The organism is Rhodococcus sp. NPDC056960, from assembly GCF_042674125.1.
Taxonomy (GTDB): domain Bacteria; phylum Actinomycetota; class Actinomycetes; order Mycobacteriales; family Mycobacteriaceae; genus Rhodococcus_F.
The window spans coordinates 97,564-111,531 of sequence record NZ_JBHURF010000003.1 but is presented as its reverse complement, the minus strand read 5'-3'; the positions used below and the strand labels follow the sequence as shown (position 1 = coordinate 111,531).

Sequence of the window (13,968 nt, the reverse complement as noted above, 5' to 3'; positions counted from 1 at the left end):
ACCCCGGTCAGGCGGAAAGATGGTGACATGAGTACCGCGACGTCCGTGTCCGAAGTGGAACGCAAGTACGAAGCCACGTCCGAGCAGCAACTCCCGGCCCTCTCGGGGCTGCCGGGCGTCGACGGCGAACCCCGACGTGACACCGTTCAGCTGTCCGCCCTGTATTACGACACGGGCGAACTCCTGCTGCTCCGTGCCGGAATCACCCTCCGCCGCCGAGAAGGCGGCGACGACGCCGGCTGGCACCTGAAGATTCCGGCGGGCGCGGACGAGCGGACCGAGTTGCAGCTGGCACCCGACGCCGAGCTCCCCGAGACGGAGGTGCCCGGAGAATTCGCGGAGCTGCTCACGGCCGTCACGCGTGGCGCCGCCCTGAACCCGGTCGCGCTCATCAGCACCGACCGCGAGCGGCAGCGACTCGTGGACGCGGCGGGAACGACGCTCGCCGAGGTCGTCTCGGATGTCGTGATCGCCGCCGTGCCCGAGGCGGGAACCGGATCCGACGAGCGGGTGTGGCGCGAGATCGAGGTCGAACTCGCGGCCGGCGACCGAAAGCTGTTCGACGCCATCGACTCCCGACTGACCGATGCCGGCATCACGCGGTCGGACGCGCCGTCGAAGTTGCGGCGGGCGCTCGGCGACGCGGTCACCGACACCACGCGTCCTGTACGCGGGAAGAAGGGGTCGGCTCCGCGGAAGCTACTGCTCGACTATCTGGCGGCGCAGAAGGATTCTCTCGTGACGGCCGACCTCGGCGTGCGGCGCGACCTCGAGGAGTCCGTCCACGACCTCCGGGTCGCGGCCCGGCGCATGCGGAGCATCCTGCAGGTGTACGGGCCGAGCCTGCGCGACCAGGAGACCGTCGACGAGTTGATCGTCGAACTCCGCTGGATCGGCCAGGCCCTCGGGCCGGCCCGGGACACCGAGGTGCAGTGGAGCCGGCTCGTGGATCGGCTGGACGACGCGGAGGAGATACCCGGCCGTGAGGTCGTGCGGGCGCGCCTCGACGAATACTTCTCGGGACTCGCCGCGACCGCCCGCCCCGCGGCTCTGGCGGCGCTGAACTCGCGGCGTTACCTCGACCTGCTCGCCGGACTCGACACGTTCCTCGCCGCCGTCGAGTCGTCCACGGGCTCGGGCCCGTCGAAGAAGGCCGTCCGGAAATCCCTGCGCTCCTTGTCGAAGTCCGTTCGCAAGCGCGTCCGGAAGGCCGCGGACGCGACCACCCGGGGCGAGCGCGACGAGCTGACACACCGAGCGCGCAAGCGCGCCAAGCGAATGCGCTACGCACTCGAGTCGACGCGACCGCTGGCACCGAAGGCATCCGACCGCGCACACAAGAAGCTCAAGGGCTTCCAGGACGTCCTCGGCGAGTACCAGGACGCCGTCGTCGCGCGGGAGCACATCCTCGCGACGGTCGCGGAGGATCAGCATTCGGCCGAGTCGAGTCTGGGCCTCGGCATGCTGCTCCAGCGCGAACTCGATCGCGGCGATACCCTGGCGCCGCAACTGAAGCCCGAGTGGAAGTCCGCGAAGAAGGCGGCCCGAAAAGTCTGGAAGTAGGGCACAGTCGGGAGTACGCACCCGCGTGACCGAAGGGAGCCAGACGTGAGCACACCCGCCAGTCATTCCGTCGTCGTCGGCCTGGACGGATCCGACGCCTCCACCGCCGCCGCGCTGTGGGGCGCCGCAGTCGCGTCGAAGTGGGGTGCCACGCTGTCTCTCGTCCACGCGTTGCCGCAGGACGGCCCGCTGTACAGCCCCGCCTCGATCATGCTGGAATCGCAATTCCTCAGCCAGCTCCGGGAGGACGGCGAGGCCATCATCGAGACGGCGAAGCGACTGCTGGGACCGAAGTTCCCCGGCCTGGACATCGAGACGACCATCAGTCCGGGTCCGGCTGGCACCGCGCTGCTCGAATCGGCCGACTGGGCCCGGCTGATCGTGCTCGGATCGACGGGAACGGGAGCGTTCCGTTCGGCCCTGCTCGGATCGACCGCGCTGCACGTGGCGAACCGCGCGGGCTGCCCGGTGACGGTGCTGCGGGGCGACGTCTCCATCCCGGATCAGCGCCCGGTGGTGGTCGGTGTCGACGGCAGCGACCTCAGCCGCGATGCGGTGGCGCACGCCTTCGAGGTCGCGTCGTTCTTCGAGGCCCCGCTGGTCGCCGTCCACACGTGGCAGGGCTCCCCGACGGTCGGCGCGGGCGGCACCGGCATGCTCGTCGACTGGGACGCGGTGAAGCAGGAGGAGGAGGCGTTGCTCTCCGAGAGCCTTGCCGGCGAATCGGAACGGTATCCGGACGTGTCCGTGACGAAGGTGGCCGAGCAGGGCGCCGCGGCCGATGTCCTCCTCCGGCACGCGAGCGACGCCCAGCTGATCGTCGTCGGCAGCCACGGCCGGGGACCGCTGCTCGGCGCGCTGATGGGCTCGACCAGTCAGAACCTGCTCCACCACGCCATCTGCCCGGTCATGATCTGCCGGAACGAGTGACGGGCGGGCGGGCTGCTTCAGGAGATGCCCGTCCCCACCAGCTGTCCGACTCCGTACGTGACGATCATCGCGAGCGCCCCGCCCAGCACGACCCGGAGCACCGCCCGGGTGCGCTTGGCGCCGCCGAGAGCGGCGCTGACGGTGCCCGTCAGCGCCAATGCCACCAGCACCGCGACGAACGCCACCGGAATACGCAGATCCACAGGCGGTAAGAGGATGGCGAGCAGCGGGACCAGGGCGCCGAGCGTGAACGACAGCGCCGACGACGCCGCGGCCTGCCACGGGTTGGTCAGGTCGTCCGGGTCGATACCCAGTTCGACGTCCACGTGCGCGGCGAACGCGTCGTGATCGGTGAGTTCCCGCGCCACCGTCCGGGCGGTCTCGTCCCGCAGACCCTTCTCCTCGTACATTCCGACGAGTTCCTCGAACTCGGCGTCGGGGGTCTCGGCGAGTTCGCGTCGTTCCTTCGACAGCAGGGCGCGTTCGGTGTCGCGCTGGGTGCTCACCGACACGTATTCACCCAGGGCCATCGACACCGCCCCGGCCGCGAGACCCGCGAAGCCGGCGGTGAAGATCGCCGATCGCGCGGTGGTGGCCGCGGCCACCCCGACGACCAGACCGGCGGTCGAGACGATGCCGTCGTTGGCCCCGAGGACACCGGCCCGCAGCCAGTTGAGGCGGCTCGCCAGGCTGGGTGCGTGCGGTTCGTCGGGATGTCGTGCGGGCTCGGCACGCTCGGCGTTCTCAGCTGACATGTGTTCAGGTTAAGACGAAAAGGCCTGGTCGGATAGCCAGGCTAGGCTGCGCTCGGCCGCTGGGGGCCGTTCGCCCCACACCGAAACCAAGCAGTTGCTAGGTTAGGGGCGCCGTCCCCCCACGCTTGGAGTCCCCCATGGCGACACCCGCCACCAGCACCCCCGGACGTCGCTGCGCCGCACTGGTCACGGGCGGCACCGGCGGCATCGGATCCGCCATTGCCCGGCAACTCGCCACCCTCGGCCACGACGTCGCCATCACCTACCGGTCCAACGCCGACGTCGCCGCGGACCTCGTCGGCGAACTGGAAGGCCGGGGCGGCGCCGCACACGCCTTCTCCGCCGACCTCACCGACGAGCCCCGCGTCGCGAGCGTCGTGAAGCAGACCGTCGAGCACTTCGGCGGCCTCGGCATCCTCGTGCACGCCGCCGGTCCGCACATTCCGATGATCCACCTGTCCGACATCGCTCCCCGCGACTACGCCGAGCACCTCGAACAGGAGGCGGTCGCGTTCTTCACCGTCGTCAAGGCCGCGCTGCCCGCGCTGCGGGAGTCGTCCGGTTCCGTCGTCGCCGTCACGACGGCGGCCACCAGCCGCTTCCCGGTGCGCGACGGACTCTCCCCCGGCACCAAGGGGGCCATCGAACAACTCGTCAAAGGCTTCGCCGCCGAGGAGGGCCGCTACGGCGTCCGCTTCAACTCGGTGGGGCCCGGCATGCTCACCGACGGCATGGCCGAGCGGCTGATCAGCTCCGAGGAACTCGACCAGCGCGCGCTCGACGCCGCCATGAGCCGGATACCGCTGCGACGGTTCGGCACCGCAGCCGACGTCGCGGAGGCGGTCTGCTTCCTCGCGGGCGACCGGGCCGGTTTCGTCACCGGACAGAAGCTCGACGTCGACGGCGGATACACGGTCTGATCACCGGCCATGTGTAATGGACGCGTATGACTGACGCCGAAGACACTCGCCCGACGCCCCGCAGGCGTCGCGTCGCTTGGGTGATCGGCGGCCTGCTCGTCGCGGTACTCACGGTGGAGATCGTCCTCATCTGGCCCGACCTGTCCGAGAGCGTCCGCAACCTCGGCGACCTCCAATGGGGATGGGTGGCCGCGGCGGTCGTGGCGTCGCTGGCATCGATGTCGAGCTTCGCCCGGGTCCAGCGGTGCCTGCTGGGCGTCGCGGACGTGCACATCCGGCAGCGGCAGTCCCTCGCCGTGACGTTCGCCTCCAACTCGATGAGCGTGACGCTGCCGGGCGGACCGGTTCTCGCGACCACGTTCACGTACCGGCAGACGCGACTGTGGGGTGCCTCCCCCGTCGTCGCGACCTGGCAACTGGTGATGGCCGGGGTCCTCCAGGCGATCGGCCTGGCGCTCGTCGGCCTGACGGGCGCGCTCCTCGTCGGGGCCAAGACCAACCCGTTCTCCCTGATCTTCACGTTCGGCGGCCTGTGCGCGTTCCTCGTCGTGGCCCAGTACGCGGCATCGCGCCCGGACGCGCTCGAAGGGGTCGGCATCACCGCGCTGCGCGGGGTCAACTCCCTCCGAAAGAAGCCCGCGCTCACCGGTGTCCGACAGTGGAAGCACATCGTGAACCAGATGAGCGCCGTGCGGATGGACCGCCGCGACACGGCCCGCGCGTTCGGCTGGTCGCTGTTCAACTGGGTCGCCGACGCGTCGTGTCTCGCGTTCGCGTGCTACGCGGTCGGCGCCCATCCCGGGTTCGCCGGGCTCGCGGTGGCGTACGCGGCCGGCAACGCCGCCGGTTCGGCGATACCGCTCCTGCCCGCGGGGCTCGGTGTCATGGACGCCGTGCTCGTCCCCGCGCTGACGGCCAGTGGCATGGCCGGTTCCGAGGCGGTGTCCGCGATCGTCGTCTATCGACTGGTCAGCTTCCTGCTCATGGCCGCCATCGGCTGGATCGTCTTCGCGGTGCGCTTCCGAGGTGTGCAGCAGGACGAGGAGGGCCCGGACCTCGAACCGCTGTGGCGTCGCGGCAAATGATTCCCTCCCGTGATTCCCTCCCGCTGAGAGAGAGCATGCGTCCGGACCGCCCGTCGACGGTCCTACGGTCGAGCCGTGACGGAACCGGACACACAGGAGAATCGGGTTGTCGTCGTCACCGGCGCAGCCTCGGGAATCGGGGCGGGAATCGCCCGGCACGCACACGCTCGCGGTATGCGACTGGTGCTCGCCGACATCGACGCGGATGCACTGGAGCGTCTGGCCGTTGACCTCGGCGGGACTGCGATCACCCGCGTCACCGACGTCGCGGACGCCGGATCCGTCGACGCGCTGGCGGATCTCGCGTTCGACTCGTTCCGGCGGGTGGATCTGCTCTTCAACAACGCGGGAATCATGCGGGCCGGATTCCTCTGGCAACTCCGCGAATCCGACTGGGACGCAGCCCTCGGCGTCAACGTGACGGGTGTCGTCAACGGGATCCGCGCGTTCGTTCCGCGGATGATCGAGCAGGGCGGCACCGGTCGCGTCGTCAACACGTCGTCCGTCGGCGGATTCGCCCCCGGTCCGATGATGTCGCCGTACAGCGCATCGAAATTCGCGGTGGTCGCGATCACCGAGTGCCTGCAGATGGAACTGAGCATGGTCGGCGCGCCGGTGTCCGCGAGCGTGCTCGCGCCGGGCCCCGTCGTCACATCGGTCTTCGACAATCCGTTCGGCGGCGTCTCCCATCCGGCCGTCGACCAGATGGTCGCGCAGATGCGCGCACTGCTGACCACCGACGGACTCGACGCGGACACCTTCGCCGAGATGGTCTTCGCGGGCATCGACCGCGGCGACTTCTGGCTCGCACCGCAGGGTGAACACCTCGACAGCATGGTCCGGCAGCACACCGCCACCATCCTCGAACGACGACAACCGGTGATCCGGCCGTCGTTCCGCTGACCCGGCCACCGAGTGCGCCCGCCCAGCGGGACATTCGACGGACACCGACCGTTAGTTCTGCTACCTTTTGCCGCACCAAGCAATTGCTTGCTTTACTCACGTCAAAGGGGCGGTCATGCGAATTCGATCCTCGGCTCTCACTGCGGCGCTCGCCGTGACGGCACTTGCGGTTACCGGATGCGCCGGGTCGGGCGCATCCGAGGCCGACGCCGCCGGGGGCCCGTACCGGGTGTTCGTGACCGGCGGCATCAGCGCGCAGGGCTCGCTCGCCGCGAATGCCCAGACATCCGTGCTCGCAGCGAAAGCGAGCGCGGAGGCGGTCAACCGCGCCGGCGGCGTCGGCGGTCGGCAGGTGGAGATCACCGTGGTCGACGACGCGGGCGACGCCACCAACGCCGTGTCGAAACTGCGGGAGGCGATCGCGTCGGGCAAGAAGCCTGACCTCTTCCTCAACTCCGGCCCGTCGACCATCACCACCGCGACACTGCCCATACTCGCGCAGAACAAGATCCTGTCCTTCAACATCGGGCCGACCGAGGACTCGGCGAATCCGGAGAAATACCCGCTGAATTTCGACCTGGCGTCGGGACCGGCCGAGAACGCCGAGACCATCGCGCGCTACATCAAGGGCAAGGGATACCAGTCCGTCGGTGTCGTCCACAGCAGCAGCGCCTACGGCGAGGTCTTCGGGCAGGCGATGGAGGACGCGTTGAGCGGTGCAGGCGTCACCGGCACCGGTTCCGAGGAGTACGACTCCGCGGCGCTCGACATGACGGCGCAACTGCAGTCGCTGAAGAACCGCGGCACCCAGGCACTGGTCGTCGACGCCTACGGCGCGCCGCTCGGATACCTGCTCACCAGCCTTCAGCGACTCGACTGGAACATCCCGCTCATCGGGAACACGTCGGTCGCGGGAACGTCACTCGTCTCCAAGCCGGCACCGGACGGGGTGCTTGGCACCCCTGCCACGGCGAATCTCGTCATGCACGTCATGTCGAGCACGGTCTACGACGCCCAGGACACCGCGGTCAACACGATGGTCGACAACATGAAGGCGATGGGCGACATTCCGTCGACGTTGATCCTCGCCGACAACTACGACGCGCTGCCCCTCGTCGCCGCCGCCGCGAACAAAGCCGGCTCGTCCGATCCCGAAGCCCTCGCCGACGCCCTCGAGAACCAGGACGTTCTCGACAGCGCGGAGACCGCGTTCTCCCCGTCCTATCACTTCACGGCAGAATCGCACGCGTCGAAGCCGGGCGACGAAGCGTACAAGTTCGTGCCGCCGAGCCCACTCCTCGACGGCCAGTACGGAAATCCGAGCGCCTGACACTTCGACCGCAGGAGATTCCGGTGACCATAGTCTGGTCGGGTCTCGCCCTGGGCGCGGTCTACACGCTCGTGGCGATCGGCTACAACATCGTTTTCATCTCGTCCCACACCTTCAATTTCGCCCAGGCCCAGCTGATGATGGTGGGAACCTTCGTCGCATACACCGGTCTGGTCACCCTCGAGTTGCCGGTGCTCGTCGTCGCGGTGATCGCGACCGTCACCGTCACGATCCTGGCCGGATTCGAGGAGATCATCGCGGTCCGACCGGTGCGCGATCACCAGAATCAGCTCGTCACCACGCTGGGGGCGGCGACGTTGATCAACGGTGCGACACAGCTGATCTGGGGTAGCGAGCCGCTCACCGTTCCGTTCTTCGGATCGAACGATCCGATCACGATTCTCGGGGGACGCGCCTACCCGGTCGAGGTGGCGCTGCTGATCCTGGCCGTCGTTGCGGTGATCGTCCTCGGCTACGTCGGTAAGCGGACCATGACCGGTCTCGCGCTCCTGGGAATCTCCGAGGACCGCGAAGCCGCCATGCTGCGCGGCGTGAACGTGCGGGCGCTCGCGCTCGGCGCCTTCGCGTTCTCGGGTGCGCTCGCCGGGTTCCTCGGGCTCTTCGTCGGTCCCAAGACCTTCGCGGTGGCCACGCTGGGTTCGGCGTTGGCCATCAAGGGCTTCGTGGCCCTGGCGATCGGCGGATTCGGGTCGCTGCCCGGTGCGCTGGTCGGCGGCGTGACCGTCGGGCTCGTCGAATCGTTCGCCGCGCTCGAAGTGGGAAGCCAGTACAGCAACATCGCGGTCTTCGTGGTGCTGATCGCGATACTCATGGTGCGCCCGGCCGGCTTGTTCGGCAGGGTCCGGGAACGGGTGGTGTGAACAATGCTGGTGTGGCGCCTGATTCGCTCGATTCCGGGTTGGCTCTTCCCGCTCGCCATCGGGCTCGTCGTCCTGTTTCTGCCGGAGTTCGGTCTCGACTTCGCGCTGTCCCGCCAGGTGCAACTCGCCTGCATCCTGGCGCTGGTGGTCAGCGGACTCAACCTCAGCCTCGGCTACGCGGGTGAACTCGCACTCGGGCAGGCCGCGATGTATGCGGCGGGTGCGTACACCGCCGGGTTGCTGTCGATCGCGGGGTACACCGACATCGTGGTGCAGTTGATCGCCTCGGGTCTCGTGGCACTGGCGGTCGGCATCGTCACCGGCATACCCGGGCTGCGGCTGGGCAGTTGGTCGCTGGCGATGACGTCGTTCTTCCTCGTCCTCCTCGTCCCGGACATCATCGCCGTCTTCGGGAACGTCACCGGCGGCCGGAACGGTCTGAGCGGGATCCAACCGGCGACGCTGTTCGGTGGCGTGATCGACGCGGACCGCTTCTACGTGGTCGTCGTCCTCGTCGCCATCGTCTGGTTCGCGGCCGTGCGCAACCTCGTCGTCTCCCGCCACGGCATCGCGTTCCGCACACTGAAGCAGAGCCCGGTTCTGGCCTCCTCGGTGGGCATCTCGGTGTTCCGCATGAAGCTCCTCGGCTATGCGATCGGCGCGTTCCCCGCCGGCCTCGCCGGTGCCCTGTTCGCCAACATCGACATGTACGTCTCGCCGGAGGCGTTCGGATTCACCTTCGCCACAGCCGTTCTCGCGGCCTGCATCCTCGGCGGCGCGACGAGCGTCTACGGTGCGGTGATCGGCGCGGCGATCATGCAACTCGGCCCCAACCAGTCTTCCGAGTTCCAGCAGTACGCCCTCGTCTTCTACGGCGGATTCCTCATCGCCGGGGGCGTCCTGCTCAGCGGCGGCCTGGCGAAGGTGGCGAAGCAGGCCACGGCACGGCTGGACCGCGCGGCCGGCCTGACCGGCCGTGGAGCAACCCGCCCCGGACACACGGATCGGCCGGCGATGGAACCGATGTCGGGGCAGGCACTCGTCGTCGACGGCATCTCGAAGGCGTTCGGCGGCAACCAGGCGCTCGACGACACCGTCCTCCGGGCGGAACCCGGGAGCGTCACCGCGCTGATCGGGCCCAACGGCTCCGGCAAGACCACCATGCTGAACATGATCTGCGGCTTCTACCGTCCCGACAGCGGACGAATCCTGATCGGCGACAGAGAAGTCCAGGGCATGGCCCCGGAACAGGTCGCCGGAGTGGGTGTGGCCCGAACGTTCCAGACGCCCGACATCCCGGACGGCGTCACGGTGCTCGAGGCCGTGGCCTCCGGCCGGTACCGCACCGACCGGGTGTCGATGCTGTCGACGGTGTTGCGCCTCCCCCGCTACCGCAGGGTCCGTGCCGCCGACCTCGCCGAGGCGGAACGGGCGCTCGACACGGTCGGGCTCGCGCATCTGCGGGACGAGACGGCTGCCTCTCTGCCGCTGGGAATGAGGCGGCTGCTCGAGGTCGCACGGTCGGTGGTCGCCCGGCCCCGGGTGCTCCTGCTCGACGAAGTGGCGTCCGGCCTCGACGAGGACGAGGTGGAGCGCCTCGCCGACCTGATCCGGCAGCTCGGCCGCGCCGGCTGCACGATCGTGCTGGTCGAGCACAACTTCCGGCTGGTCCTTGCACTGGCCGACACCATCGTCGTGCTGGCCCAGGGCCGCGTGATCGCCGCCGGACCGCCGTCCGAGATCGAACACGACCCGCGCGTACTCAGCGAATACCTCGGCGTCGTCGCCGAAGACACCGAACTGGCCGGAGAGGCGACCTGATGAGCGAGCACACTTCGACGCCCCTCCTGAGCCTGCGGCATCTGCAGTCGGGCTACGGCGACCTCCGGGTGGTGTGGGACGTCTCCCTGGACGTGTGGCCCGGGAAGGTCACCGCGCTGCTCGGTCGGAACGGTGCCGGGAAGACCAGCACGTTGAGAGCCATTTCGGGGCTGAACAAGATCACCGCCGGCACCCTGGAGTTCGACGGCCGCGACATCTCCAAGGTCGCGCCACACCGGCGCGTTCGACAGGGAATGGCCTACGTGCAGGAGGGGAAGCGTGTGTTCCACCGGCAGACCGTGGAACAGAATCTGATCCTCGGCGGGTATGTGCGCACGATGCGGCGGTCGGCGCTGCGCGACGAGGTGGACAGAATCTACGAGTTGTTCCCCGTCCTCGGCCGGAAGCGCGGCCTCCTCGCGGGCGCCATGTCCGGCGGGCAGCAGCAGATGCTGGCGATCGGGCAGGCGTTGATGGCGAAACCCACCCTGCTGCTGCTCGACGAGCCGTCCGGCGGCCTCGCACCGGTGATCGTCAACGAGGTCATGGAACGCGTGACGGCACTCAAGGAGACCGGGTTGGCGGTGCTCCTCGTCGAGCAGGCGGTCGACGCGGCGATGAGCGTGGCCGATCACGTCACGGTTCTCGACGTCGGACGCGTCGTCATGGACGCGGATGCCGGCGAGATCGACGACCGGGCCGTGCTGCGCGACGCGTATTTCGGGCGCGTCGGCGGCTGACGAGCTACCCGCCGAGGCGCCGGAAGACGAGCCGGACCGCCAGCCCGAGGTGGGCCATCACCTCGTCCACCGAGATGCGGCCGGCCACCCAGGACACCAGGCTCGACATCCAGACGTCGCCGATCACGCGGATGGCATTCAACTGGTCGTCGGAGATCCGCTCCACCCCGATGGTCTTGGCGAACATCTCGGTCATCAGGGCACCGAACGCATCCAGTTCGGCCGATGCCGACGCGTCCGCGAACATGAACGCCCGGACCAGGGCCTCGTACCGCGGCCGGTCCTTCTCGAGTACTTCCGTGTTCTTCCGCAGGACGAAGAGGATCCGCTCGGACGGCGTGTCACCGGGGATCGTGACATTCTCGAACCTCGACCGCATTCCCTCGAACACCATCAGCAGACCCATCACCAGCATGTGGTTCTTCGACGGGAAGTAGCGGTACACGGTGCCCAGCGCGACCCCCGCCCGGTCGGCGATGGCCCGCATCTGCACGGCGTCGTACCCGCCCTCGGAGGCAAGTTCCATCGCCGCGGCGACGATCCGCTGGTAACGCTCCCGCTGCGGGGCCTTCGCCCCACGCGAGGGCAGCTGCCCGTTGCGAAGCAACGACAACAATCCGTCGCGGCCCGCGGTCAGCGGCTCTTCAGCACTGCTCATGGACGTCAGCCTAGCGACAGCCGGCGCCGCGTCGTCGCGCGACGGCACCCCTACCCCACGTGAGTGCGAATGTGTGTTCCGGCACACTTTCGCACTCACGTGGGGGAACGACGAAAAAACTCCGCTGTCGACGTTCTCGACAACGGAGTTTCCTGAATCGTGGTGGCCAGGGCCGGGATCGAACCGGCGACCTTCCGCTTTTCAGGCGGACGCTCGTACCAACTGAGCTACCTGGCCGGACGGCACCCGAACCGAATGCCTATCGCACGGTGTTGCCAATACCGAGTATTGGCAACACACTTGCGACCCTGACGGGACTCGAACCCGCGACCTCCGCCGTGACAGGGCGGCGCGCTAACCAACTGCGCCACAGGGCCTTGCTTGTCCTGCTGTGCTTTACAAGTGTAAAGCGATACTGCGTGTCACTGTTTACTGCCGTCGAACCATACCGCATGCTCGACACTGGTCAAACGTACCCCCTACGGGATTCGAACCCGCGCTACCGCCTTGAAAGGGCGGCGTCCTAGGCCGCTAGACGAAGGGGGCCCGCCGGATTTCTCCGAACCAGTACCTCCAACGGCGTTCCGTTGGGAGCTTGGATAGCTTAGGACACGGATCGAGAATTTCCCAAATCGCCAGGTCAGGCTACGAATCGGGCAGTTCTGAGCCGGAATCGGGCCACCCGTCCCTCGCAAAGTTCTCCAGCCATTCGGGCGAAGCCATGGCGGTGAGGACCACTTCGAGCGATTCCGTGAACCGCTCGCCGAGGTCGCCCTCGAGGGCAGTCATGTCGGACATGTACCGCTGGCCGGCGAGCGACGCCGCCAGGACCCGGGTGAACTTCTCGGGATCCGCGCCGGCGCGCAGCAGTCCCTCCCGTTGAGCGCGGACACCGAACTCGTGCGCGGCCCTCCCCCAGACCTGCGAACCGCCGGACTGCACGTCCGGATAGAACTCGGGTTCGACGATCAGCCGGAACTCCGCACGGACGATGACGCTGGAATGGAACAGCTTCGCCAGGTCGAGCACGAAGCCGTGCAGGGCCTCGTAGGGCCCGATATCCGTGCGACGCGTCCACCGGTCGGTCAGGGCAGTGAACTGCTCGACTCCGGACTCGAGGACGGCCCGGGCGAGCTCTTCCTTCGACTGGAAATGGAAGTACATCGCCCCCTTGGTGGCGTTCGAGCCTTCGAGGATCGTGTTGACCGACGCTGCTGCATAGCCGCGCTTGGCGAACTCGATCGCGGCCGACTCCACCAGCGCAGCGCGAGTGCGTCGCGCACGCTCCTGTTGACGTGGCATTGCGGTGGACCCTCTCCGAGATGTCGTAACCCCACCCCCTCGCCTTGCAAGGACGAGCATGGAGCCATACATAACAGTATCCCTGTTTTGAAAAAACCAACACAGCAGTCTTGAAGTAATTAAAAGTCATCTAAACCATACTTTGGGTATGTTACGACGCCAGAAGCAGGCCGATACCAAAACACACCGAGTGGTATAATTCGGGTCGGCTCGGGTGCGCTGCAGGGGGTGCGCACCCGAGTCGACCCTTCTCACCCCCACGCGCCACGCCGTGCCGGGGGTGCTGTTTTCCCGAGCACCGTCTGCGCATTAGACTCTGGCCCCGCGCCCCTATAGCTCAGTTGGTAGAGCTACGGACTTTTAATCCGCAGGTCGTAGGTTCGAGCCCTACTGGGGGCACTTCTCCCCTTACCCGGCACCACGCCGGGTAAGGGCATGAACGTCCGCTACCGGCCCGGCGCATCCGCCCCTGCCGGCACCCGGACCAGCCGACGAACCGCCTCGACAGCCGTCTGCCGTCGCTGTTCCACCGACCTTCCGCCTTCCGACTTCGGGCCGCCGCGGGCAGTGGCGAGCGTGCGGGCGATGTCGGTGATCACCAGCAGGAGTTCGCCGGGGTTCCACGACGGATCGATGAAGCCCTCCTGCTGCCCGCGGCGGATTTCGTCCGCCTTCGGCCGCAGCGTGCGAATCCGCGCGTCACTGTCGGCGATCTGCTCGCGCATCTCGAGGTCGGCCCACTCCTGCAGCCTCGCGTTCTCCGGGTGCGCGACGTAGTCGTCGAACAGCCGGCCCGCATATCCCGGCAGGTCGTCGCCCCGCAACGCCGTCTGTTCCGTCGTCTCCGCGATCCACTGCTCGATGACGGCGGCGAACAGCGCCTCCTTGCTCTCGAAATACGCGTAGAGGCGGTCCTTGCTCGCGCGCGCGGCCTCCGCGATGCGGTTGATCCGGGCCCCCGCCACTCCGTAACGGGCGAATTCTTCCTTCGCGGCGGCGAGGATCCGGTCTCGCGTGGCTTCTCCCGCTGATCGCATGCCGTCATCCTAAATTGCCCGTTGCCGAACCAACTGGTTCGGC

General features: G+C 68.0%; 13 protein-coding genes and 4 tRNA genes. 10 read left to right on the top strand and 7 right to left on the bottom strand.

The window, feature by feature from the left end; all coding sequences use genetic code 11:
* The first annotated feature begins 27 nt into the window (after positions 1–27).
* Positions 28–1,563 (top strand): CHAD domain-containing protein, encoded by a 1,536-nt coding sequence (locus tag ACFTWF_RS05725; RefSeq protein ID WP_378460303.1) that lies wholly within the window; start codon positions 28–30, stop codon positions 1,561–1,563.
* Positions 1,564–1,608: 45 nt separating this feature from the next.
* Positions 1,609–2,493: a universal stress protein gene (locus tag ACFTWF_RS05720; RefSeq protein WP_378460302.1), complete on the top strand. Its 885-nt coding sequence runs from the start codon at positions 1,609–1,611 to the stop codon at positions 2,491–2,493.
* Positions 2,494–2,510: 17 nt separating this feature from the next.
* On the opposite strand, the gene ACFTWF_RS05715 is transcribed toward ACFTWF_RS05720, so the two are convergent.
* Complete coding sequence (locus ACFTWF_RS05715) at positions 2,511–3,248, bottom strand: VIT family protein (protein WP_378460301.1); 738 nt, start codon at positions 3,246–3,248, stop codon at positions 2,511–2,513.
* A 137-nt stretch (positions 3,249–3,385) separates the two neighbouring features.
* On the opposite strand from ACFTWF_RS05715, the gene ACFTWF_RS05710 reads away from it, so the two are divergent.
* The 7 genes from ACFTWF_RS05710 to ACFTWF_RS05680 all read left to right on the top strand — a co-directional run bounded on the left by ACFTWF_RS05710 (position 3,386) and on the right by ACFTWF_RS05680 (position 10,928).
* Positions 3,386–4,168 (top strand): SDR family NAD(P)-dependent oxidoreductase, encoded by a 783-nt coding sequence (locus tag ACFTWF_RS05710; RefSeq protein ID WP_378460300.1) that lies wholly within the window; start codon positions 3,386–3,388, stop codon positions 4,166–4,168.
* Positions 4,169–4,194: 26 nt separating this feature from the next.
* Positions 4,195–5,253 (top strand): YbhN family protein, encoded by a 1,059-nt coding sequence (locus tag ACFTWF_RS05705; protein WP_378460299.1) that lies wholly within the window; start codon positions 4,195–4,197, stop codon positions 5,251–5,253.
* Between the two features lie 75 nt (positions 5,254–5,328).
* Positions 5,329–6,156 carry an SDR family NAD(P)-dependent oxidoreductase gene (locus ACFTWF_RS05700; RefSeq protein ID WP_378460298.1) on the top strand — a complete coding sequence of 276 codons (828 nt, stop codon included), beginning with the start codon at positions 5,329–5,331 and terminating at the stop codon, positions 6,154–6,156.
* Between the two features lie 115 nt (positions 6,157–6,271).
* Positions 6,272–7,486, top strand: a complete 1,215-nt coding sequence (locus ACFTWF_RS05695) for an ABC transporter substrate-binding protein (protein WP_378460297.1) — start codon at positions 6,272–6,274, stop codon at positions 7,484–7,486.
* 23 nt (positions 7,487–7,509) lie between these two features.
* The gene (locus ACFTWF_RS05690; protein ID WP_185725591.1) at positions 7,510–8,367 is read left to right on the top strand and encodes a branched-chain amino acid ABC transporter permease; all 858 of its coding nucleotides are present in this window, start codon (positions 7,510–7,512) and stop codon (positions 8,365–8,367) included.
* A 3-nt stretch (positions 8,368–8,370) separates the two neighbouring features.
* Positions 8,371–10,188 (top strand): ATP-binding cassette domain-containing protein, encoded by a 1,818-nt coding sequence (locus ACFTWF_RS05685; protein ID WP_378460296.1) that lies wholly within the window; start codon positions 8,371–8,373, stop codon positions 10,186–10,188.
* Positions 10,188–10,928, top strand: a complete 741-nt coding sequence (locus tag ACFTWF_RS05680) for an ABC transporter ATP-binding protein (protein WP_378460295.1) — start codon at positions 10,188–10,190, stop codon at positions 10,926–10,928. Before ACFTWF_RS05685 ends, ACFTWF_RS05680 begins: the two co-directional genes overlap by 1 nt.
* 4 nt (positions 10,929–10,932) lie before the next feature.
* On the opposite strand, the gene ACFTWF_RS05675 is transcribed toward ACFTWF_RS05680, so the two are convergent.
* The 5 genes from ACFTWF_RS05675 to ACFTWF_RS05655 form a co-directional block, all read right to left on the bottom strand.
* Complete coding sequence (locus ACFTWF_RS05675) at positions 10,933–11,586, bottom strand: TetR family transcriptional regulator (RefSeq protein WP_378460294.1); 654 nt, start codon at positions 11,584–11,586, stop codon at positions 10,933–10,935.
* Between the two features lie 160 nt (positions 11,587–11,746).
* Positions 11,747–11,823, bottom strand: a tRNA-Phe gene (locus tag ACFTWF_RS05670).
* A gap of 66 nt (positions 11,824–11,889) precedes the next feature.
* A tRNA-Asp gene (locus ACFTWF_RS05665) sits at positions 11,890–11,963 on the bottom strand.
* A 96-nt stretch (positions 11,964–12,059) separates the two neighbouring features.
* Positions 12,060–12,132 (bottom strand) — tRNA-Glu (locus ACFTWF_RS05660).
* Positions 12,133–12,231: 99 nt separating this feature from the next.
* A complete protein-coding gene (locus ACFTWF_RS05655) occupies positions 12,232–12,888 on the bottom strand; it encodes a TetR family transcriptional regulator (RefSeq protein ID WP_378460293.1) in 657 nt (218 codons plus the stop codon).
* 326 nt (positions 12,889–13,214) lie between these two features.
* On the opposite strand from ACFTWF_RS05655, the gene ACFTWF_RS05650 reads away from it, so the two are divergent.
* Positions 13,215–13,287 (top strand) — tRNA-Lys (locus tag ACFTWF_RS05650).
* 47 nt (positions 13,288–13,334) lie between these two features.
* On the opposite strand, the gene ACFTWF_RS05645 is transcribed toward ACFTWF_RS05650, so the two are convergent.
* A complete protein-coding gene (locus ACFTWF_RS05645) occupies positions 13,335–13,925 on the bottom strand; it encodes a TetR family transcriptional regulator (RefSeq protein WP_378460292.1) in 591 nt (196 codons plus the stop codon).
* Between the last annotated feature and the right edge of the window lie 43 nt (positions 13,926–13,968).